This window comes from Myxococcus sp. AM011, from assembly GCF_013372595.1.
Taxonomy (GTDB): domain Bacteria; phylum Myxococcota; class Myxococcia; order Myxococcales; family Myxococcaceae; genus Myxococcus; species Myxococcus eversor.
Genome location: NZ_JABXEM010000066.1, coordinates 23476 through 41738, shown reverse-complemented (window position 1 = coordinate 41738; position 18263 = coordinate 23476). Strand labels below are relative to the sequence as shown.

The 18263-nt window shown below is 68.8% G+C and carries 16 protein-coding genes and 1 pseudogene; 7 read left to right on the top strand and 10 right to left on the bottom strand.

Features of this window, described 5'->3' with window-relative positions; all coding sequences use genetic code 11:
- The 4 genes and pseudogenes from HUW62_RS16160 to HUW62_RS16145 all read right to left on the bottom strand — a co-directional run.
- Positions 1–300: pseudogene (locus HUW62_RS16160) on the bottom strand (dihydroorotate dehydrogenase (quinone)); the annotation flags it as partial.
- A gap of 11 nt (positions 301–311) precedes the next feature.
- Positions 312–1307 carry an adenosine deaminase gene (locus HUW62_RS16155; RefSeq protein ID WP_163865557.1) on the bottom strand — a complete coding sequence of 332 codons (996 nt, stop codon included), beginning with the start codon at positions 1305–1307 and terminating at the stop codon, positions 312–314.
- A 46-nt stretch (positions 1308–1353) separates the two neighbouring features.
- Entirely contained in the window at positions 1354–2079 is a 726-nt protein-coding gene (locus tag HUW62_RS16150) for a Smr/MutS family protein (protein ID WP_163865556.1), read from the bottom strand.
- A gap of 47 nt (positions 2080–2126) precedes the next feature.
- Positions 2127–2948, bottom strand: coding sequence for a TerB family tellurite resistance protein (locus HUW62_RS16145; RefSeq protein ID WP_176434968.1), 822 nt, complete (start codon positions 2946–2948; stop codon positions 2127–2129).
- Between the two features lie 55 nt (positions 2949–3003).
- Here HUW62_RS16145 and folD point away from each other — a divergent pair, with 55 nt between their 5' ends.
- Both folD and HUW62_RS16135 read left to right on the top strand, forming a co-directional pair.
- Entirely contained in the window at positions 3004–3867 is an 864-nt protein-coding gene (gene folD / locus HUW62_RS16140; RefSeq protein ID WP_163865554.1) for a bifunctional methylenetetrahydrofolate dehydrogenase/methenyltetrahydrofolate cyclohydrolase FolD, read from the top strand.
- 274 nt (positions 3868–4141) lie between these two features.
- Entirely contained in the window at positions 4142–5272 is a 1131-nt protein-coding gene (locus HUW62_RS16135; RefSeq protein ID WP_176434967.1) for a triacylglycerol lipase, read from the top strand.
- Between the two features lie 16 nt (positions 5273–5288).
- On the opposite strand, the gene HUW62_RS16130 is transcribed toward HUW62_RS16135, so the two are convergent.
- The 3 genes from HUW62_RS16130 to HUW62_RS16120 all read right to left on the bottom strand — a co-directional run bounded on the left by HUW62_RS16130 (position 5289) and on the right by HUW62_RS16120 (position 8469).
- A complete protein-coding gene (locus tag HUW62_RS16130) occupies positions 5289–5927 on the bottom strand; it encodes a TIGR02265 family protein (RefSeq protein ID WP_255203459.1) in 639 nt (212 codons plus the stop codon).
- A gap of 103 nt (positions 5928–6030) precedes the next feature.
- The gene (locus HUW62_RS16125; RefSeq protein WP_163865551.1) at positions 6031–6651 is read right to left on the bottom strand and encodes a TIGR02265 family protein; all 621 of its coding nucleotides are present in this window, start codon (positions 6649–6651) and stop codon (positions 6031–6033) included.
- A 579-nt stretch (positions 6652–7230) separates the two neighbouring features.
- The gene (locus tag HUW62_RS16120) at positions 7231–8469 is read right to left on the bottom strand and encodes an OmpA family protein (protein ID WP_176434966.1); all 1239 of its coding nucleotides are present in this window, start codon (positions 8467–8469) and stop codon (positions 7231–7233) included.
- 292 nt (positions 8470–8761) lie between these two features.
- Here HUW62_RS16120 and HUW62_RS16115 point away from each other — a divergent pair, with 292 nt between their 5' ends.
- The gene (locus tag HUW62_RS16115) at positions 8762–9706 is read left to right on the top strand and encodes an ADP-ribosylglycohydrolase family protein (protein WP_163865549.1); all 945 of its coding nucleotides are present in this window, start codon (positions 8762–8764) and stop codon (positions 9704–9706) included.
- 405 nt (positions 9707–10111) lie between these two features.
- Complete coding sequence (locus tag HUW62_RS16110) at positions 10112–11641, top strand: sensor histidine kinase (RefSeq protein WP_163865548.1); 1530 nt, start codon at positions 10112–10114, stop codon at positions 11639–11641.
- A gap of 7 nt (positions 11642–11648) precedes the next feature.
- Here HUW62_RS16110 and HUW62_RS16105 read toward each other — a convergent pair whose 3' ends face one another.
- The 3 genes from HUW62_RS16105 to metF all read right to left on the bottom strand — a co-directional run bounded on the left by HUW62_RS16105 (position 11649) and on the right by metF (position 13590).
- Positions 11649–12176, bottom strand: coding sequence for a hypothetical protein (locus tag HUW62_RS16105; protein ID WP_163865547.1), 528 nt, complete (start codon positions 12174–12176; stop codon positions 11649–11651).
- A gap of 128 nt (positions 12177–12304) precedes the next feature.
- Positions 12305–12721 carry a hypothetical protein gene (locus HUW62_RS16100; protein ID WP_163865546.1) on the bottom strand — a complete coding sequence of 139 codons (417 nt, stop codon included), beginning with the start codon at positions 12719–12721 and terminating at the stop codon, positions 12305–12307.
- Positions 12718–13590, bottom strand: a complete 873-nt coding sequence (metF, locus tag HUW62_RS16095) for a methylenetetrahydrofolate reductase [NAD(P)H] (RefSeq protein ID WP_163865545.1) — start codon at positions 13588–13590, stop codon at positions 12718–12720. Before metF ends, HUW62_RS16100 begins: the two co-directional genes overlap by 4 nt.
- A 98-nt stretch (positions 13591–13688) precedes the next feature.
- Between metF and gcvT the strand changes: the two genes are divergently transcribed.
- From gcvT to gcvP, 3 genes are all read left to right on the top strand, one after another.
- On the top strand, positions 13689–14771 hold the full coding sequence (gene gcvT, locus HUW62_RS16090) for a glycine cleavage system aminomethyltransferase GcvT (protein ID WP_163865544.1): 1083 nt from the start codon (positions 13689–13691) through the stop codon (positions 14769–14771).
- A 29-nt stretch (positions 14772–14800) separates the two neighbouring features.
- On the top strand, positions 14801–15193 hold the full coding sequence (gcvH, locus tag HUW62_RS16085) for a glycine cleavage system protein GcvH (protein ID WP_176434965.1): 393 nt from the start codon (positions 14801–14803) through the stop codon (positions 15191–15193).
- 87 nt (positions 15194–15280) lie between these two features.
- Positions 15281–18187, top strand: a complete 2907-nt coding sequence (gcvP, locus tag HUW62_RS16080) for an aminomethyl-transferring glycine dehydrogenase (RefSeq protein WP_163865542.1) — start codon at positions 15281–15283, stop codon at positions 18185–18187.
- Positions 18188–18263 lie beyond the last annotated feature (76 nt).

The following is an 18263-nucleotide window of genomic DNA, read 5'->3' as shown; positions in this document are numbered from 1 at the left end:
GTTGCCGGGCTGGGGGCGGGGCGTGACGGTGCCAATCTCCACGGCGGAGAAGCCGCAGGCGAACAGGCCGTCCACCGCCTCCGCGTCCTTGTCCAGGCCCGCGGCCAGGGCCACGGGGTGGGCGAAGCGCAGGCCCGCCACCTCCACGGACAGCGCGTCGGAGACGCCCCGGAGGGCCCGTCCTCGCAGGGACTGGCACAGCTCCTGGGAGTGCCCCAGCTCCCGCAGGCCGAAGAGGCCGAGCCGGTGCGCGGGCTCCGCCGGGAGCCGGAAGAGCAGCGAACGAGTCAGTCCATACATGCGCTTGGGGCTCAGGCGGGGATGAACGACGCCTGGCGGGCCCAGGCGAGCGTCTGGTCCACCTGCTCCGGCGTGAGGATGCCGTTGTTCTCCACCAGCTCGATTTCACGGCGCATGTCCGTCTCGAGCAGGTAGGGGCCATCGGTGTTGATGGTGAACTTCACCTTGCGGTCCCAGAAGGTGCGGATGATGTGGCGCAGCTCCTCCACGCCCTCCACCGCCTTGGTGTGCAGGTTCGACGTCGGGCACAACTCCAGGACGATGTCGTTCTCCCGCAGCACCTTCATGGCCGCCTCGTCATAGGCCGCGCGGATGCCATGGCCGATGCGGTGCGGCTTGAGCTTCTCCACCACGGACATGACGCCCTCGGCGCCCGTGCCGCGTGTCTCGCCGGTGTGCACCGTGCACTTCAGGCCCGCGCGCCGCGCCCGGCCGAAGAGGTCCTCGTACTGCGCCACGACTTCGGGCTTGAGCTCCATGGCGTTGGTCTCCGTGCCGGCCAGGTCGATGCCGTACACGCCGCGCGTGCGGTACTTGATGGCCTTGTCCACGAGGATGCTGTTGAGCCGGTGGTCGAACTCACGGGCCAGACAGAAGATGAAGCCCACCTTCACGCCGTACTCGAGCACCGCGCGGTCCATGCCCCGCAGCGCCGCGTGGATGATGTGGTCCAGATCCAACTCGGACTGGAGGTTGCGCTTCATCGGATTGAAGCGCAGCTCGATTTGCGTCACCCGGCTGCCCCGGTACTCCTTGCCGATGATTTCGTAGACGGAGCGCTCAATCGCGCTGGGTGACGACTGAATCTTCTCCGTCCAGGTGTGGAGGATCTTCAGGTAGTCATCCAGGCTCCCCACCTTGCCCGGACGGGAGGTGATGAGCTCCACGAAGTCGAAGTACGTCTTGACCGGGAGCTTGAAGCCTTGCTGATGGGCGATGGACCAGAGGATGTGGGGGGCCACCGAGCCGCCCACGTGGATGTGGAGGTCGATCAGTTCACGTGCCATGGCGGTATGTATGCACAGTGCCGGGCACACGTAAAGGATACCGCCGTCACCGTCTCAGCAGGACGTAGACCGCCCCCGTTCCTCCGTCTTGCGGACGTGCGGTGGAGAACGCCAGCAGCAGTCCTCCAATGCGCTTCTGTGACAGCCACGACTTCATCAGCTCCTTCAGCACCGGCATCGAATCCTTGGAGTGCAAACCGCGCCCGTGGACGATGAGCACGCACCGGTGACGGGCGCGGCGACTGTCGGCGAGGAAACGCTCCAGCGCCGCCTTCGCCTCGGCCTGTGTCATGCCGTGCAGGTCCAACTGGCCCTGGATGGAGAAGTCACCCCGGCGCAGGGCGCGCAGCAGGTTGCGGTCCACGCCAGGGCTGGTGCCCTCCAGGAACTCGTCCGCGCCGGAGGAGATGTCGAAGTCTCCCTGGCCGGCGACCAGCTCGGAGAGCTGCGCGAGCGCCTCCGCGTTCTCGTCGATGAGCTCCGGCAGGCGCGGGTTCGACTTGGGCGGCTCGCCCCGGTGGGTGATTTGGGCCACGCCGTCCATGGCGGAATAGAAGAGGGCGGCGTCGTCCTCGGCGCTCTCGCGGACGGGCTTCGCCTTGGTGGCGCGCGCGGGAGCGGGAGCCGGCTTGCGCTTCTCGGCCTCGGCGGCGGCGCGGGCCTGGGCCTCCTTCTTCTCCTGCTCCTGGAGGGACTTGATGGCGCCCTTGAAGGGGTTGTTGTGGAACGCCTCGTCCTTCTTCTTCGGGGGGGCTTTTTTCTGCGAGCTCATGGCGGGAGAAGACCTCGTCGTGGGCGATGGCGGGATGTAACCCTGGGCTACATCCCGCGCAGGCGCCGGATTTCCTCGTAGGCGTCGCGGACATCCTGGAAGTGGCGGGCCACCTCGTCGGCGTCCTCGCCCTTCAGGTGGGCATGCTTGTCCGGGTGCAGCTCCGCGGCGAGCCGCCGGAAGGCGCTCTTCACCTCGGAGTTCGTGGCGTCTGGCGTCAGCCCGAGCGCCTCGTAGTGCGACGAGCTGTCACCCAGGTGGAGCGTGGCGATGGTGTGCTGCTCCTCGGGGGACAGCTCCAGGCCGTCGCCCACCCGGCTGAGAATCTCGCGCTCGGAGCGCTGGAGGGAGCCGTCCACGAGCGACAGTTCGAAGAGCGCGTCCAACAGCCGCCGCCGCTCGCTGGAAGGCATGGCCTCCTGGCAGGCGGCCACGGCGTCATCCAGGTTCGGCGGCACGGCGATGAAGTCCTTGAGGCGCCCCCGCACGAACTCCAGCGAGTCCGGGCCGTACTTGAGGACCTCCTCGAAGTAGCGGCGGATTTCGCGAACCTCCTCGCGGCGCACCTCACCGTCGGCGCGGGCGACCTCCACGAAGAGGGCGCAGAGGCTGCGCGTCAGGTGCGCGTCGGCTTCCTCCTGGACGGAGGCGGCATCGCGCGGCCCGCCGCGTGCGACGAAGGCGGAGGGCGACAGCGGGGGGAAGTCGGCGAGCGCGTCAGGGGACTCGGCCGGCAGGGCGTTCATCTCGTCGAAGCGATGCCCGACGAAGCCGCCCACGGCCCCCAGCAAGACAATGGCCCACGGGCTGCCGATGAGCAGCCCGACACAGAGACCTATCATCACCCCGAGCACTTTTCCTGAGCCCATGGCCGCGGTTTCCCTCCCTGCCGGGTGGGGAGTCTCTCATAGAGTGGGCCGCGCTATGGCCCAGTTGATTGACGGCAAGGCAGTGGCGGCGCGGGTGCGAGCGGAGGTGAAGGCGGAGGTGGCCCGGCTCAAGGCGGAGCGGGGCCTCGTCCCTGGCCTCGCCGTGGTGCGGGTGGGGGAGGACCCCGCGTCCAAGACGTACGTCACCGGAAAGAAGAAGGCCGCCGAGGAGGTGGGCTTCCACTCCTGGGAGCACCACCGGGATTCCACGGTGTCCCAGGAGGAGCTGCTCGCCCTGGTGCACCGGCTCAACGAGGACCCCACGGTGCACGGCATCCTGGTGCAACTGCCGCTGCCCCGGCACATCGACGCGGACGTCATCATCTCCGCGGTGAGGCCGGAGAAGGACGCGGATGGCTTCCACCCGATGAACGCGGGCAGCCTGCTGCTGGGCCGCCCCGCGACGCGGGCGTGCACGCCGCTGGGCGTCATGCGGCTGTTGGAGGAGATTGGCTGTGAGCCGTCCGGCAAGAACGCCGTCGTCGTGGGCCGCAGCAACATCGTCGGCAAGCCGATGGCGCTGATGCTGCTTCAGCGCAACGCCACCGTCACCCTCTGCCACAGCAAGAGCGACCTGCCGAGCGAGGTGTCGCGGGCGGACATCCTCGTCGTGGCGGTGGGCGTGCGCGAACTGGTGAAGGGCGCCTGGATAAAGCCCGGCGCGGTGGTCATCGACGTGGGGATGAACCGGAAGGAAGAGGACAACAAGCTGGTGGGGGACGTGGAGTTCGCCGCCGCCTCCGAGCGTGCGTCGTTCATCACCCCCGTGCCCGGCGGGGTGGGGCCGATGACCATCGCCATGCTCATCCGCAACACGCTCGAGGCCGCCATCCGGAGTGTTGTCCCTTCCTCTCATTGACAGACTTTGACTGGTGCGGTGTCGCGCCGATACACAGATGGCGTGTGTGTTTCGCGACGCTCCCGGGTTCGAAGGCTCGCGCGCGTCCGCTCGTGACTAACTAGGGCGCACTCTCCGACGAGTCCTCCAGCAAGGCCTGTCTGTCTCGCGTCGCACCTTGTCCGTCGGCGAGTGCCTGCCTGGTTTCCACGGGCCGGACCTGAGTCGTGCGGGAACGGGGGATGCCCGCATGGCGTTGCGTCCCGCGCGTGGCGCGGGCAAGGAGCGGTGTGACATGAGTGGCATTCGAAACGCGGCCCTGCTCGTCTGTGTATTCCTCCTGACGAGTCCGGACAGCGCGCGGGCACAGTTCAACGAACGCGCGCAGAAGACGCGCTATCCGGTGGTCTTCGCGCATGGCCTGGGCGGATTCGACAACCTGCTGGGGCTTCTCTACTTCGGGGACGACCTGGGGACCTTCGTGGGTGACGCCTGTGACGAGCCGTTCGAGGTGGCCTGCAATCCCTACCTGAATGCAGGCCAGCGGGCCTACAGCGCGCAGGTCGCGCCCTTCCAATCCTCGGAGGTGCGCGGGCTGCAACTGGCGGATGAGATTGAGGGCGTGCTGGCGACCACCGGCGCGACGCGGGTGAACCTCATCGGCCACTCCCAGGGTGGCAGCGACTCGCTCAAGGCCGCGCGCACGCTCTACACGCGCAAGCGTCGCGCCGTGGTGGACGTCATGGTGAGTGTCTCCTCTCCACTCCGGGGCTCGCCCGTGGCCAAGTTCGTGCTCGACACGGGGCCGACGGTGACGGACCTGGCTGACTTCCTGGCGAAGATCTACGGGGACGCGGTCTACGACGAGGACAGCGACCCCATCGCGGCCGTCAAGCAGCTGGTCTACAACGACTATGACCCCAACGACGGCGTCACCACGGGTGCGAAGGCCTTCAACGCGGCCAATCCCATGGACTCGCGCTATGCCTCCCACTATGCGTCGTTGATGACCGCGCAGTGGGGGCTGAACCTCAACCCCTCCTTCCTGGCGGTTCAGCAGTTGTTCGTCGACATCGACGGTGACGGCTACTGCGTGGATGACTGCGACAACGACGGTGCCGCGGGGCGGGGCGACGGCATTCCCAACGAGCGCGACGATGACGGAGTGGTGGGCATCAACTCCCAGCAGATGGGGCCGCGCCTGCGCTACACCCCCGTCACCTCTTCGCTCAAGATGGACACCATCGTCAGGGACACGTCCATCGACCCCGTCACCAACCTGAACGCTCCGGGCTCCGAGCAGATGACGTCGATGTCCAGCGTCATCGACCAGGACCACCTGGATGTCGTGGGCTTCGGGCCGGACCTCTTCAACGAGCGAAAGTTCTACTCAGCCCTCATCCACTACATCAGCCAGAACGAGTGACGCGGGACCGCGTGGCTCACTCCCACGCCACCGCGTAGTCGCAGTCCAGCAACTGTCGCTCATGGCCCTCGACGCGCACGTTCGTGGCGCCGAGGGTCCGCAGCACGGTGAGCATCCCCCCCTCGTGATACGGGGGCGGCATGAAGTCGCGCCGCATGTGGAGGCAGCCCTGGCGCTCGCTCTCCCACGACACGTGCCGCTCTCCATAGCTGACGGATGCGGAGTAGCTCCAGGGCAGGTGCTCCACCAGCCGACGCGGTGAACCGCCCGCCGCCGTCATCAGCGTCCTGCCCAGCGCCGACGCCAGGAAGTCCCGCGTGGCCTGCTCACCCATCGACCGCAAGGCGGAGTCGAACCCGCCGAGCCGTGGCGCGAGCAGGCCGGCGGCGCAGTACGTCAGCCGGAGGAAGTCATTGACGGGATAGAGGAAGAAGGGGACGAAGCGCCGCTCCTTCGACGTCCTGAAGCACCGCGTCCGGGCCGCCTCTCCAGCCACGCGGCGCACCACCTCCAGCACGCCCAGGAAGAACATGCCCCGCGTCATGTCGCGAGCGGTGGTCAGCGCCAGTCTCCGTGCGAGCTCCGTGAGCGGGTCCACCCCGCCGCGCTCCTCGCCCGTCTCCATGTCCATGTCCCCGCGCGTGCTCGCGTCCATCTCCTGGTGGTACGCCCCTTGGCGGGGAAACCCACGCCTCCCCGCCGGGGAGATGAACGCCACTTCACATCCGCCGGGGCGGATGACGGAACGAGGGCGTTTCCTACGCCCAGGACATGACGTATTCGCAGTCGAGCAGGCTCAAGGGCCGCCCGCGGACTCTCGCGACGCGCGTCCCCACCGCCTGCAGCACCGCCAGCAACACCCCCTCATGGTAGGTGTGGGGCATGAAGTCCCTGAACACGTTGATGCAGCCTTCGTGGGCGCCCGTCCACGTGACATGGCGCTCTCCGTAGGTGACGGCGGTGCGGTAGCCGGAGGGCAGGTTGTTGATGAGGCGCCGAGGGTCTCCCGCGGCGAGCATCAAGAAGCTGCGGCCCACCACCGAGTCCAGGAAGTCATGGGTCGCCTGGGCGCCAATGATTCGCATCGCCGTCTCGAAGCCGCCGAGTCTGGGGGCGAGGATTTCCGCCGCCGCGAAGGACATCCGGAGGAAGGCGCTGACGGGATAGAGGAAGAAGGGCACGAAGCGGCGCTCGCCGGAGGCCGCCAGGCACCTCGCCGCCGCCGTCTCGCCCGACTCGCGGCGCACCACATCCAACACTCCCAGGAAGAACATTCCCCGGGCCCGGTCCTCGCTCGCAGCCAGTCCCAGTCGCCGTTCCAACTCGCAGCCAGGGTCGAGGACTTCTCTTTCCCTGCTCCGGAACGCAATCACTGTCATGGACTTCCCCCCTGACTTGGAAGTTCGAGCGCGGAGGCGTGGTGCGTCCGGACTCGCCCCTGAAAGTGAGCCAAACCGAGTAGCCTGGAAAGCCCGACATGGTGCGACGCCGGTCGGTGTGTGCTGTCTCGGCTGGGACAATTGCATCCGCTTCCAGACGAGGAACCCGGACGGGCGACGTGTCCCAGGCGCGCCGGGAGGTGATGGCCAATTCACAGCATGGGTCGGCGACTCCTGGCGATGTGGCGGTTTCCGAGCGTTCTTGACGCGTGTCAGCGTTGTTGGATTCATTGCCGGAGTCAACGAACTGGGAGGTTTGCTTGCGGGCAAGCCCATGCGGGCGACGGCGCGACGCGGCATGCCCTTCCAGACAGGCAATGGGTGTTGACGCGAGAGGGCAGGGCCGACGGTGTGATGCGCGGCGGGGGCCTCGTGAAGCCTCCGCGCCAGGTGGGTGACACGCGGCCCTCGGGTGGTGCCTGTTCGACGCAGCGGGCCCCCGCGTGAGTGTCCACGCGGGGGCCCGGGCTGACTTCGTTCAAGGTGACGCGCCAGATGAGCCGGGCGCGTCAGGTGGCGTCAGCGGCTGAGCACCTGGACCTCGATGCGGCGGTTCGCGTCGCGGCCCTGCTCGGTGTTGTTGGACGCCACGGGCTGCTCGGCACCCACGGCGGCGACGTCCACGCGGTTGGCGGAGATGCCGTCGGCGACGAGGGCGGTGCGCACCGCCTCGGCGCGGCGCTGGGCGAGCTGGCGGTTGACGTTCGCGTCGCCCGTGGCATCCGTGTGGCCGGCGATGCGCACGCGGGAGTTGGGCTTCTCACGCAGCACGGAGGCGAGCTGCCCGACGCTCGCGTCGCTCTGCGGCGTCAGCGTCGCGGAGCCTTCCTCGAAGCCCACGCCGGCGAGGATGAAGCTGCGCGCCCCGCTGTCGATGGCCTGACGCATGGTCTGCGCGTCCCGGGCGACGGGAGGCGTGGTGCCCGCCGTGCCGGCACCGCCCACGCCCGTGTCCACCGGGCGCTGCTGGGGCTGGGGCTGCGCCTGGGGCCGCGCCGGCTGGGTGACGGCCGCCTGCTCGCGTCGAGGCTCGTGGCGCCGCCCACGCGTGAGGAACCAACCGGCCAGGAGCGCGAGCAGCGCCACGGGGATGACCCAGGACAGGTTCTTCTTCTTGGGCTCCGCGTGGTGCACCGGCGCGCGTTCAATCGGCTGCTGCCGCCGCACCGTCTCCACCGTGGGGACGGCGCGCGTCTCGTGGACCTCCTCGACGACGCGAGGCCCCACCGCGGCGCCCCCCATGCCCAGGATGCTGCCCAGCCCCGCGGGAAGCGCGGCCGACAGCAGCGACTTCTGGCCGCCGAGCAGTTGCCCCAGCCCCGCCGCGCCCATGCGGTTGTCACGCACGTGCTTGCCGATGACACCCATGATCATGGGCGCCACCAGCGCCATCATCCCGCCCGCGGACTTGCTGTTGCTGAACCCGCCCGCGCGACCGAGCGCGCTGGTGATGCTGCCCAGCTTGTCTCCGAACAGGCCATTGAGCATGCCCTGGCCGCGCTCCTCGGTGTCGGCGGAGAGGATCTCCTCGTTGCCCGCGTTGGGCCCCGTGTAGCCGCCTTCGTTGAGCTGGGACATCAGCCGCTGGGCGCCTGCTTCCGTGGAGCCTCGCTCCGCGACGCTTCCACCCACGGTGGCGATGACGCCAGGGAGTGCCTTGCCCAGGGTGCTCGGGTCCTCCCCCATCGCGGAACCCATCTGCTGCATCACGTTGCCAGTGAAACGCTCACGCACCATGTCGATGAGATTGAAAGCCATGCGAATGCCTCCTCCGGTGTTTGGCACCAGTTGGCCCGGTGCGGGGAGTCGCTCATCGCCTGCATGGCGCCGGGGGCTCCGGAGCGAACGACTCTTCAGGGGACGAAGGTGCGAACCTCCCGGGGAGGGAACATCGCCCTGGCGGCGGGCTCGGTCAGGGGGGCCGTTGCACGCCTGCTCCCGGCCAGGCACTTGCCGCGCCGGGAGCCGGCGTGCCCGCTTGACGTCGGGCGGGCGCGAGCGCGAGCGTCCGTCATCCGACGTTGGGACGAGTGCCCCAGGGGGTTGGACCATGGTGACGCGCGAGGAGCGAATCGAGGGCGGGCTGCTGGGGTTGCTGGTGGGAGATGCGCTGGGCGTGCCCTATGAGTTCCACGCGCCGGAGGGGATTCCCTCCCCAGGCGCGATTGAGTTCGAGCCGCCCGCGGGCTTCGAGCGCTCCCACGCCGGCGTGCCCCCGGGCACCTGGTCCGACGATGGCGCGCACGCGCTGTGCCTCCTGGACTCGCTGCTCTATCAGGGGCGATTGGACTTGGAGGACCTGGGCAGGCGCCTGGTGAACTGGCGCGAGTGGGGCTACCTCGCCGTGGATGGACAGGTCTTCGACGTCGGCATCCAGACCGACCGCGCCCTGGCCATGTTCCGCGCCGGTGTGCCCGGCGCGAGCTCCGGCCCCTCGGAGCAGCGGGACAACGGGAATGGCTCCCTGATGCGCGTGCTGCCGCTCGCGTTGTGGCATCGCGGGAGCGACGCGGAGCTCGCGTCGGACGCCATGCTCCAGTCCCTGGTGACGCACGGCCACCTGCGCTCGCGGGTCTGCTGCGCGCTGTATTGCCTCTGGGCCCGCCGCGCGCTGGAGGGCTCCGCCCGCCCGTGGGACGACGCGCTCGGGGCCTTCCGCGCGCTGTACCCGGAGGGCACCGAGGCCCGCGCCGAACTGGACGATGCCGTCCTCCCGCTCGGCGCCGAGGACACGCCCGGGCGCGGCTCCGGGTACGTGGTGGACTGCCTTCGCTCGGCGCGGGACTGCGTGGCGGGTGACCACGGCTTCGAGCACGTGGTGCGCGCGGCGGTGCGCCTGGGCCACGACACGGACACCACGGCGGCGGTGGCCGGCGGCATCGCTGGAGTCATGCTGGGCGCGCGGGCCATTCCGGAGCGGTGGCGCTCGGCGCTCCGGGGCCGCGAGTTGCTGGAGCCCCTGCTGCGCAAGCTGCTGGTGCACGCTTCCCGCTGACCGGATACCGCGGGCCTCGCTCCGCCCACCCCCCCGGGGGCGGAGCGAGGCCTTCAATCCAACGCCAGCCGTCGGGGAGTCCACCGGCCCGGGCCAGAGCAGGCTCTGACCTGCGGGGCCGCGTCCTCCACCATCACCACCCCGCGAATGATATGCCCAGGGTGCCTTCCTGCAACTCGATTCAAAGCCGGATTGACTGGATGTCGTGGTGTCTGGCTTTGGAATTGTACCCAGGTACAATGCCAGTCATTGCGGGCATGCGGCGCGCCTCGGCCCGCGGGGCGGAGTCAGGTGTTGACGGCGCCACAACCAGCCTAAGCTGAAAGAACTGCATTGCTGGATATGCGCGACGCGTTAGTATGGGGCGGATCCTGAGGGGCCAGCGCGGCCGGGGTGAGCCTGAGGATGTCGAACAAACATGAAATGGGTGCGCTCGCTGGACGGGCGCTGGCGAGTCATTCCGGCACGTGGGAGGCCTTGCGCTCCCTGCCACCGGTGACGGAGCCCGGACGACAGGAATCCAAACCGCTGGACGCGACGCAGGAGTCGCGCGTGCGGTGGCTGTTGTCGGAGTACCTGGGCGCGGTGCGAAGGCGGGCGGACGGGCTGTGCATCTGGTTGATGGCGGGCCAGTGGGTCTTCGCGCTCGCGCTGGCGGTGGTGACGTCCGCGCATCCCTGGGATTGGCGGATGCACCCGGGCCCCGAGCCGCTGTGGGTGGCGCTGCTGCTGGGCGGGCCGCTGTGCATCATCCCGGTGACGCTGGCGTTGCTGCGGCCTGGCGCGGTGGTGACGCGGCAGGTGATGGCGGTGACGCAGGTGCTGTGGTCCGTGCTGCTCGTGCACCTGTCGGGCGCGCGGCTGGAGACGCACTTCCATGTCTTCGGTTCGCTGGCGCTCCTGAGCTTCTATCGAGACCCACGGGTGCTGCTGACGGCGGGCGTGACGGCGGTGCTCGCGCACATGCTGCGAGGAATGGGCTGGCCGGCGCCGGGCGCCACGTTCTCCGGCGCGTCGGGGTGGAGCGTGCTGGAGCTGGCGTTCTGGGTGGGGCTGGTGGATGGGGTGCTGGTGCTCGCGTGCCGGGGCGTGGCGCGGGAGATGCGGTGTGTCGCGGAGCGGCAGGTGCGGCTGGAGCGCGCGTACGAGCGCGAGAAGCAGGAGCGCGAGCGGACGACGGAGCGAAGTGGCCGGGAGCTGGCGGACAACCAGGAGGTGATGGCGCGCCTGGAGAAGCTCGCGGCGGTGGGGCAGTTGACGGCGACGGTGAGCCACGAGCTGCGCAATCCCCTGGCGGCGGCGCGCACGGCGAACGCGGCGGTGGTGCGCAGACTGCGCAACGTGGAGGGGGCGCTGGACGACCCCCGGCTGCGGCGCTTCCTCGACATCATCGAGCGGGAGCTGGGCGTCTGCGCCAGCCTCACGTCGGAGATGCTGGAGTTCGTGCGGGAGCGTCCGCTGGTGCTCCAGCCGTGCTCGCTGCACGGACTGATGGAAGAGGTCATCGACGTGGTGCCCGCGCGCGACGGAGTGTCCGTGATGAACCGCGTGCCCGCGGCGCTCGAGCCCCCCTGGGTGGACCGGGAGCTGCTCCGCAAGGTCCTCATCAACCTGGTGCAGAACGCGATGGAGGCGATGCCCCTGGGTCGCGAGGGCAGGGTGGAGGTGAGCGCGGAGCTGGGCGTCGGTCGGGCGTTCCAGATTCGCGTCGCCGACAACGGCGGCGGGATTCCGGCGGGGGTGCTGGACCACATCTTCGACCCGCTCTTCACCACCAAGGCGCACGGCACGGGCCTGGGCCTGACGGTGGTCTCCAGCACCGTGCGGCAGCATGGTGGGACGCTGCGGGTGGAGAGCCGCGAGGGGGAGGGCAGTGTCTTCACCATCTCCCTGCCGCGCGTGCGGGCCGTCTCCGGGGTCGCCTGCCCGTCGTGAGGGAGGCTCAGCGCAGGCGGGTGAGGCGCAGGGTGCTCGGGCCCGAGAGGGAGGTGAGGCCCGAGGGATACAGGCACGACAGCAGGTCCACGGGAGTCATGGCCTGCGTCAGGGTGACGGCGTCTCCCTGGAAGCGGCCTCCCGTCACCAGGCCGACGGAGACGTGGACTCGCGCGCCGTTGATGACGTCCACCCCGGAGCCCTGGAGCGTGAAGGTGGAGACCGAGCCGTCATCCCACGTGACGGTCGCCTCGGTGGGCCCCAGGTTGCCAGCGCAACTGGTGGACAGCTCCGTCGTCGCCACGAGCACGCCCGAGGTGACGAGCGCGTCGCTCGACGTGCACGTGTCGTAGCTCGTGTAGTTCGACGCGATGACGTGCCGGTTCGACAGCCTCAGTCCCGGGTCCCACGTCTGATAGGCGCCTCCCGCGCAGGTCAGCTCCGTCGAGCCCACCTGCGCCCAGGCGGGCGCGGCCAGGAGGGCGAGTGCGCTCAGCAGCGCGGGAAGAGTGGACGGGAGGACTCTGGACGACATGGACGGCTCCGTGGGCTGCCGGCGGAAGAGGCGCGGGGTCGGATGAGTGAGCCCCGCGAAGGAGCCTCACCAGTCCGACCGCCAGTCGCACGGGCCTGTCTGGAACCCCACCCGGGTTCGCGGGCCCGTCAGCTCCGGAACGCCTCGCGCACGCCATCCCGGCGCAGCGTGAAGAGCATCCAGACGGCCACCGGCACGCCCACGACGCAGCCGGGGGACAGGATGTACAGCGCGGTGATGCCGCCCACCGTGGCCAGCCCGTAGCCCTTGAGGCTGAGCGCGCTCAGCGCGCCCCACGCGGACAGCACGCCGCAGAGGATTCCCACCAGCAGCATCAGCGCCAGCGAGACCGACAACTGCAGCGGCGCCCCGCCCGGGCCCGCGAACGGCGACGTCACGTTCAGCGCCGCGAGCACGAAGCCCAGGATGTTGAAGAAGACGTTCAGCACGCCCGTGCACAGCAGGAAGAAGGCCGGGGCGCGGACGATTTCGATGACCTTCGCGCGCGGGTCATCGGGGGGAAGCTGGATGCCAGGACCGCTCATGTACGGGCTCTCAATGCGCTCACGATCATCCGCGTCGCCGGGGATTTGTTGAGCGTGTAGAAGTGGATGCCGGGCACGCCGCGCGACAAGAGCTCCATGCACTGCACCGTGGCGTGCGCCACGCCGAGCTGCACCACCGCGTCCGGCTGGTCCTTCACCCGCTCCAACTGCAGGCCCAGGCGCATGGGCACCGTCGCGCCGCACATGCGCGTGAAGCGCTGCACCTGCTCGAAGTTGGTGATGGGCATGATGCCGGGGACGATGGGGACGTTGATGCCCGCGCGACGGGCCCGCTCCACGAAGTCGAAGTAGAAGGCGTTGTCGAAGAAGAGCTGCGTCACCACGAAGTCCAGCCCCGCGTCGACCTTCGCCTTCAGATGACGCAAGTCGTCGTCACGGGAGGCCGTCTCCACGTGGCCCTCCGGATAACACGCGCCCCCGAGGCAGAAGTTGAAATCCTCTTCTCGGATGAATCGCACCAGCTCCGAGGCGTAGGTGAAGCCGCCCTCGGCGGTGACGAAGGACTTTTGTCCCTGCGGCGGATCTCCTCGGAGGATGAGGACGTTGTCCAGCTTCGCGTCCGCCAGTCGCTGGAGCAGCTCCTTCAGCTCCTGACGCGAGTGGCCAACACACGTCAGGTGGGCCATGGCCTCGATGCCCGTCTCCGCCTTGATGCGCGTGACGAGCTCCACCGTCCTGTCGCGCGTGCTGCCGCCCGCCCCGTACGTGACGGAGACGAACCCGGGCTCCAAGGGCGCCAGGTCCTCCAGCGCCTTGAGCAGGTTGGCCACCCCTTCATCCGTCTTCGGCGGGAAGAACTCGAAGGAGAAGCAAGGGTTGGACGGATTCAAGCGATTACGAATCTTCATGTTGGACCCAGTGTAGACGGTCCCCGTTGGCCTTGATCGGCGAAGGTGCGCGGCTATAGTCCGCGCCGTTTTCACCCCCCCTTCATCAGGAGAAGCCGATGGCCCGGCGTACGCCGCTCAACGACGCCCACCGCGCGCTGGGCGCTCGGATGGTCGACTTCGCGGGTTGGGACATGCCCGTTCAGTACACCTCCGTCATCGCCGAGCACGAGGCGGTGCGCAACCACGTTGGCCTCTTCGACGTGTCGCACATGGGCGAGGTGGAGTTCACGGGTCCCGGCGCGCTGGAGACCGTCAACGCCCTCATCTCCAATGACCTCGCTCGCATCTCGGACGGGCAGGCCGTCTATGCGGGCTTGCTCAACGAGCAGGGTGGCTTCGTCGACGACATCGTCGCCTACCGCTTCAGCCCCGAGCGCATCCTCATCTGCGTCAACGCGAGCAACCGCGACAAGGATTTCGCGTGGATGAAGGAGCATGCGCGCGGTGTCACGCCCGTGGACCGGGGAGACGACTTCGCTCAAATCGCCGTGCAGGGCCCCAAGGCCGCGGGCCTGGTGCAGCGGCTGACCAAGACGGACACCTCCAAGATTGGCACCTACCGCTTCGCGGAGGGCGAGGTGGCGGGCGTCGGCGCCATCATCTCGCGCACCGGCTACACGGGCGAGGACGGCTTCGAGCTGTACTGCGCGCCGGGTGACGCGGTGGCGCTCTGGAACGCGCTGCTCACCGAGGGCCAGCAGGACGGCGTGAAGGCGTGCGGCCTGGCCTCGCGCGACAGCCTGCGCACGGAGATGAAGTACGCGCTGTACGGCAATGACATCGACGACTCGCACACCGCGCTGGAGGCGGGGCTGGGGTGGATCGTCAAGCTGGACAAGGCGGGTTTCATCGGCAAGGACGCGCTGGTGGCGCAGAAGGCCGCGGGCGTGAAGCGCAAGCTGGTGGGCTTCGAGCTGACGGGTCCGGGCATCCCCCGTCACGGCTATCCCATCCACAAGGAGGGCAAGCCGGTGGGCGAGGTGACGAGCGGAACCATGGGCCCGACGGTGAAGAAGCCCATCGGCATCGGCTACGTGCCCGCGGAGCTGGCCGCGGAAGGCTCCACGTTCGACGTCGAGATTCGCGGTCGCGCCGTGCCCGCCGTGGTGGTGAAGACGCCGTTCCACAAGAAGCCGTGAGTTCCTTCTAGCCCTGTCGAGGAGCATCCATGTCCGACCAGAACATCCCCGGTAACCTCAAGTACACCAACGAGCACGAGTGGGCCCGCGTCGACGGGAACAAGGTGGTGGTGGGAATCACCCACCATGCCCAGGCCACGCTCGGCGACGTCGTCTACGTGGAGCTGCCCAAGGTGGGCGCCACCCTCGACCAGGGCGACGAGTTCGGCACCGTCGAGTCCGTGAAGGCCGTCTCCGAGCTCTTCTCGCCCGTCTCCGGCAAGGTCGTGAAGGTGAACGACGCGCTCACCGAGAGCCCGGAGACGCTGAACGAGGACCCCTACGGTGAGGGGTGGATCCTCGAAATCGAGCTCTCGGACACCAGCCAGGTGAGCGAGCTCCTGGACGCCGCCGCCTACGGCAACCTGCTCAAGAACGCCTGAGAGTGAAGCGCCGCAGGGCCGTTGTTAGTGACGGTCCTCGAATTTTCCGACTCCGCCGTCGTGAGTCGCACGCGAGCCACCACCGCCATGTCCCTGAACTGGAAGTACCAGGAGTCGTTCGCCGGCCGGCACATCGGTCCGGATGAGCAGGAGCTGAAGCAGATGCTGTCCGCGCTGGGCGTGGACTCGCTCGATGCCTTCATCGACCAGACCGTGCCGCCGGCCATCCGTTCCAAGGAGCCGCTGCGGCTGGGGCCGGCGCGGGGGGAGCATGACCTGCTCGCGCTGCTGGAGACCATCGCCGCGAAGAACCAGGTGTTCCGGTCCTTCATCGGCATGGGCTACCACGACACGCACACGCCCAACGTCATCCTGCGCAACATCTTCCAGAACCCGGGCTGGTACACCCAGTACACGCCCTATCAGGCGGAGATCGCCCAGGGTCGGCTGGAGGCGCTGCTCAACTTCCAGACGATGGTGATGGACCTGACGGGCCTGGAGGTCGCCAACGCGTCGCTGCTCGACGAGGGCACGGCCGCCGCCGAGGCGATGGGGCTGGCGCTGCACCTGAAGGGTGAAGACGCCGGGGCCGCCTTCTTCGTCTCCGAGGGCTGCCACCCGCAGACGGTGGACGTGGTGCGCACGCGCGCCGAGCCGCTGGGCGTGGAAATCGTTGTCGGTGACCACCGCACGGTGGACCTGTCCGCGAAGAAGTACGTGGGCGCGCTGGTGCAGTACCCGGCCACGGACGGCGCGGTGCTGGACTACCGCGCGTTCGGCGAGAAGGTGCACGCGGCGGGAGGACTGCTCATCGTCGCCGCGGACCTCTTGAGCCTCACGCTGCTGACGCCTCCGGGCGAGTTCGGCGCGGACGTGGCGGTGGGCAGCGCGCAGCGCTTCGGCGTGCCCATGGGGTACGGCGGTCCGCACGCGGGCTACTTCGCGACGAAGAACGCGTACACGCGCGTGATGCCGGGCCGCCTCATCGGCGTGTCCGAGGACGCGCAGGGCCGACGTGCGCTGCGCATGGCGCTCCAGACGCGCGAGCAGCACATCCGCCGCGAGAAGGCGACGAGCAACATCTGCACCGCGCAGGTGCTGCTGGCCGTCATCGCCAGCATGTACGCCGTCTACCACGGGCCCCAGGGTCTGAAGGCCATCGCCGAGCGCGTGCACGGGCTCACCGTGCTGCTGGCTCGCGGCCTCGCGAAGCTGGGCTTGAAGGTCCGGCACGAGCAGTACTTCGACACGCTGCGCGTGGAGCTGACGACGCCGCAGGTGCGCGCGGTGCTCGCGGCCTCCGAGTCGGCGCGGATGAACTTCCGCCGCATCGACGAGAAGACGCTGGGTGTGTCGCTGGACGAGACGTCCCGCGTGTCCGACGTGGAGGCCATCCTCGCGGCCTTCGCCACGGGCGCGGGCAAGGCCGCGCCTTCGTCGCTGGACGACGTGGGCGCCAACGTGGAGACGCCGGTGGTGCCGGAGCTGCGCCGCACGAGCGCGTTCCTCACGCACGCGGTCTTCAACAGCTACCACTCCGAGACGGAGATGCTGCGCTACATCCGGCGGCTCGAGGCGAAGGACCTGTCCTTGACGCACTCGATGATTCCGCTGGGCAGCTGCACGATGAAGCTCAACGCCACCGCGGAGATGATTCCGGTGACGTGGCCGCAGTTCGGCCGGCTGCATCCCTTCGCGCCCACCTCGCAGGCGGCCGGCTACAAGGTCATCTTCGAGCAGCTGGAGCAGATGCTCTCCCAAATCACGGGCTTCGCGGGCTGCTCGCTGCAGCCGAACGCGGGCAGCCAGGGCGAGTACGCGGGCCTGCTCGTCATCCGCGCGTACCACCAGGGGCGAGGGCAGGGGCACCGCGACGTGTGCCTCATCCCGTCCTCCGCGCACGGCACCAACCCGGCCTCCGCCGTCATGGCGGGCTACAAGGTCGTCGTCACCAGGTGCGATGAGAACGGCAACATCGACCTGAACGACTTGCGCGCCCGCGCGGAGGAGCACAAGGACAAGCTCGCCGCGCTGATGGTGACGTACCCGTCCACGCACGGCGTGTTCGAGGAGGAGATCAAGGAGATCTGCTCCATCATCCACGAGCGCGGTGGTCAGGTGTACATGGACGGCGCGAACCTCAACGCGCAGGTGGGCCTCACGGCGCCCGGGCTGGTGGGCGCGGATGTCTGCCACATCAACCTGCACAAGACGTTCTGCATCCCGCACGGCGGTGGTGGCCCGGGCATGGGTCCCATCTGCGTGGCCAGCCACCTGGTGAAGCACCTGCCGGGGCACCCGGTCATCCAGACGGGGGGCGCGGACGCCATTGGCGCCATCTCCGCGGCTCCGTGGGGCAGCGCGAGCATCCTGCTCATCTCCTGGATGTACATCTCGATGATGGGCGGCGAGGGCCTGACGAAGGCGACGAAGCTGGCCATCCTCAACGCCAACTACATCGCGGAGCGGCTGCAGCCTCACTACCCGGTGCTCTACCGGGGCAAGCGGGGCAGGGTGGCGCACGAGTGCATCGTCGACCTGCGCCCGCTGAAGAAGACGTCGGGTGTCGAGGTCGAGGACGTGGCCAAGCGGCTGATGGATTACGGCTTCCACGCGCCGACGGTGTCGTTCCCCGTCGCGGGCACGCTGATGATCGAGCCCACGGAGAGCGAGTCCCGCGCGGAGCTGGATCGCTTCTGCGACGCGATGATCGCCATCCGCCAGGAGATTCGTGAAGTCGAGGAGGGGCGCATGCCGAAGGACAACAACGTCCTGAAGAACGCACCCCACACCGTCCGCACGATTACGAGCCCGGAGTGGAACCGTCCCTACTCGCGCGAGCTGGCGGTCTTCCCGGCCCCATGGGTGCGCGACAACAAGTTCTGGCCGTCCGTGGGGCGCCTGAACAACGTGCTCGGTGACCGCAAGCTCGTGTGCTCGTGCCCGCCCATCGAGGACTACATGACGCCGGAGCCCAAGCCCGCCGTCGCCTGACGGGCCGCGCAAGCTCGGTGAGTCCCAGGGCCGTCTCCCTCACGTGGGGAGGCGGCCCTTGTTTTTCGCGCGGGTC

What these genes read in the sequence shown, in the direction of transcription:
- HUW62_RS16120 (WP_176434966.1), bottom strand. Translation starts at nt 8,469, where the DNA reads ATGGCTTTCAATCTCATCGACATGGTGCGTGAGCGTTTCACTGGCAAC.
- folD (WP_163865554.1), top strand. Translation starts at nt 3,004, where the DNA reads ATGGCCCAGTTGATTGACGGCAAGGCAGTGGCGGCGCGGGTGCGAGCG.
- gcvP (WP_163865542.1), top strand. Translation starts at nt 15,281, where the DNA reads ATGTCCCTGAACTGGAAGTACCAGGAGTCGTTCGCCGGCCGGCACATC.
- HUW62_RS16155 (WP_163865557.1), bottom strand. Translation starts at nt 1,307, where the DNA reads ATGGCACGTGAACTGATCGACCTCCACATCCACGTGGGCGGCTCGGTG.
- HUW62_RS16100 (WP_163865546.1), bottom strand. Translation starts at nt 12,721, where the DNA reads ATGAGCGGTCCTGGCATCCAGCTTCCCCCCGATGACCCGCGCGCGAAG.
- HUW62_RS16125 (WP_163865551.1), bottom strand. Translation starts at nt 6,651, where the DNA reads ATGACAGTGATTGCGTTCCGGAGCAGGGAAAGAGAAGTCCTCGACCCT.
- HUW62_RS16110 (WP_163865548.1), top strand. Translation starts at nt 10,112, where the DNA reads ATGTCGAACAAACATGAAATGGGTGCGCTCGCTGGACGGGCGCTGGCG.
- HUW62_RS16145 (WP_176434968.1), bottom strand. Translation starts at nt 2,948, where the DNA reads ATGGGCTCAGGAAAAGTGCTCGGGGTGATGATAGGTCTCTGTGTCGGG.
- HUW62_RS16105 (WP_163865547.1), bottom strand. Translation starts at nt 12,176, where the DNA reads ATGTCGTCCAGAGTCCTCCCGTCCACTCTTCCCGCGCTGCTGAGCGCA.
- gcvT (WP_163865544.1), top strand. Translation starts at nt 13,689, where the DNA reads ATGGCCCGGCGTACGCCGCTCAACGACGCCCACCGCGCGCTGGGCGCT.
- metF (WP_163865545.1), bottom strand. Translation starts at nt 13,590, where the DNA reads ATGAAGATTCGTAATCGCTTGAATCCGTCCAACCCTTGCTTCTCCTTC.
- HUW62_RS16130 (WP_255203459.1), bottom strand. Translation starts at nt 5,927, where the DNA reads ATGGACGCGAGCACGCGCGGGGACATGGACATGGAGACGGGCGAGGAG.
- gcvH (WP_176434965.1), top strand. Translation starts at nt 14,801, where the DNA reads ATGTCCGACCAGAACATCCCCGGTAACCTCAAGTACACCAACGAGCAC.
- HUW62_RS16150 (WP_163865556.1), bottom strand. Translation starts at nt 2,079, where the DNA reads ATGAGCTCGCAGAAAAAAGCCCCCCCGAAGAAGAAGGACGAGGCGTTC.
- HUW62_RS16135 (WP_176434967.1), top strand. Translation starts at nt 4,142, where the DNA reads ATGAGTGGCATTCGAAACGCGGCCCTGCTCGTCTGTGTATTCCTCCTG.
- HUW62_RS16115 (WP_163865549.1), top strand. Translation starts at nt 8,762, where the DNA reads ATGGTGACGCGCGAGGAGCGAATCGAGGGCGGGCTGCTGGGGTTGCTG.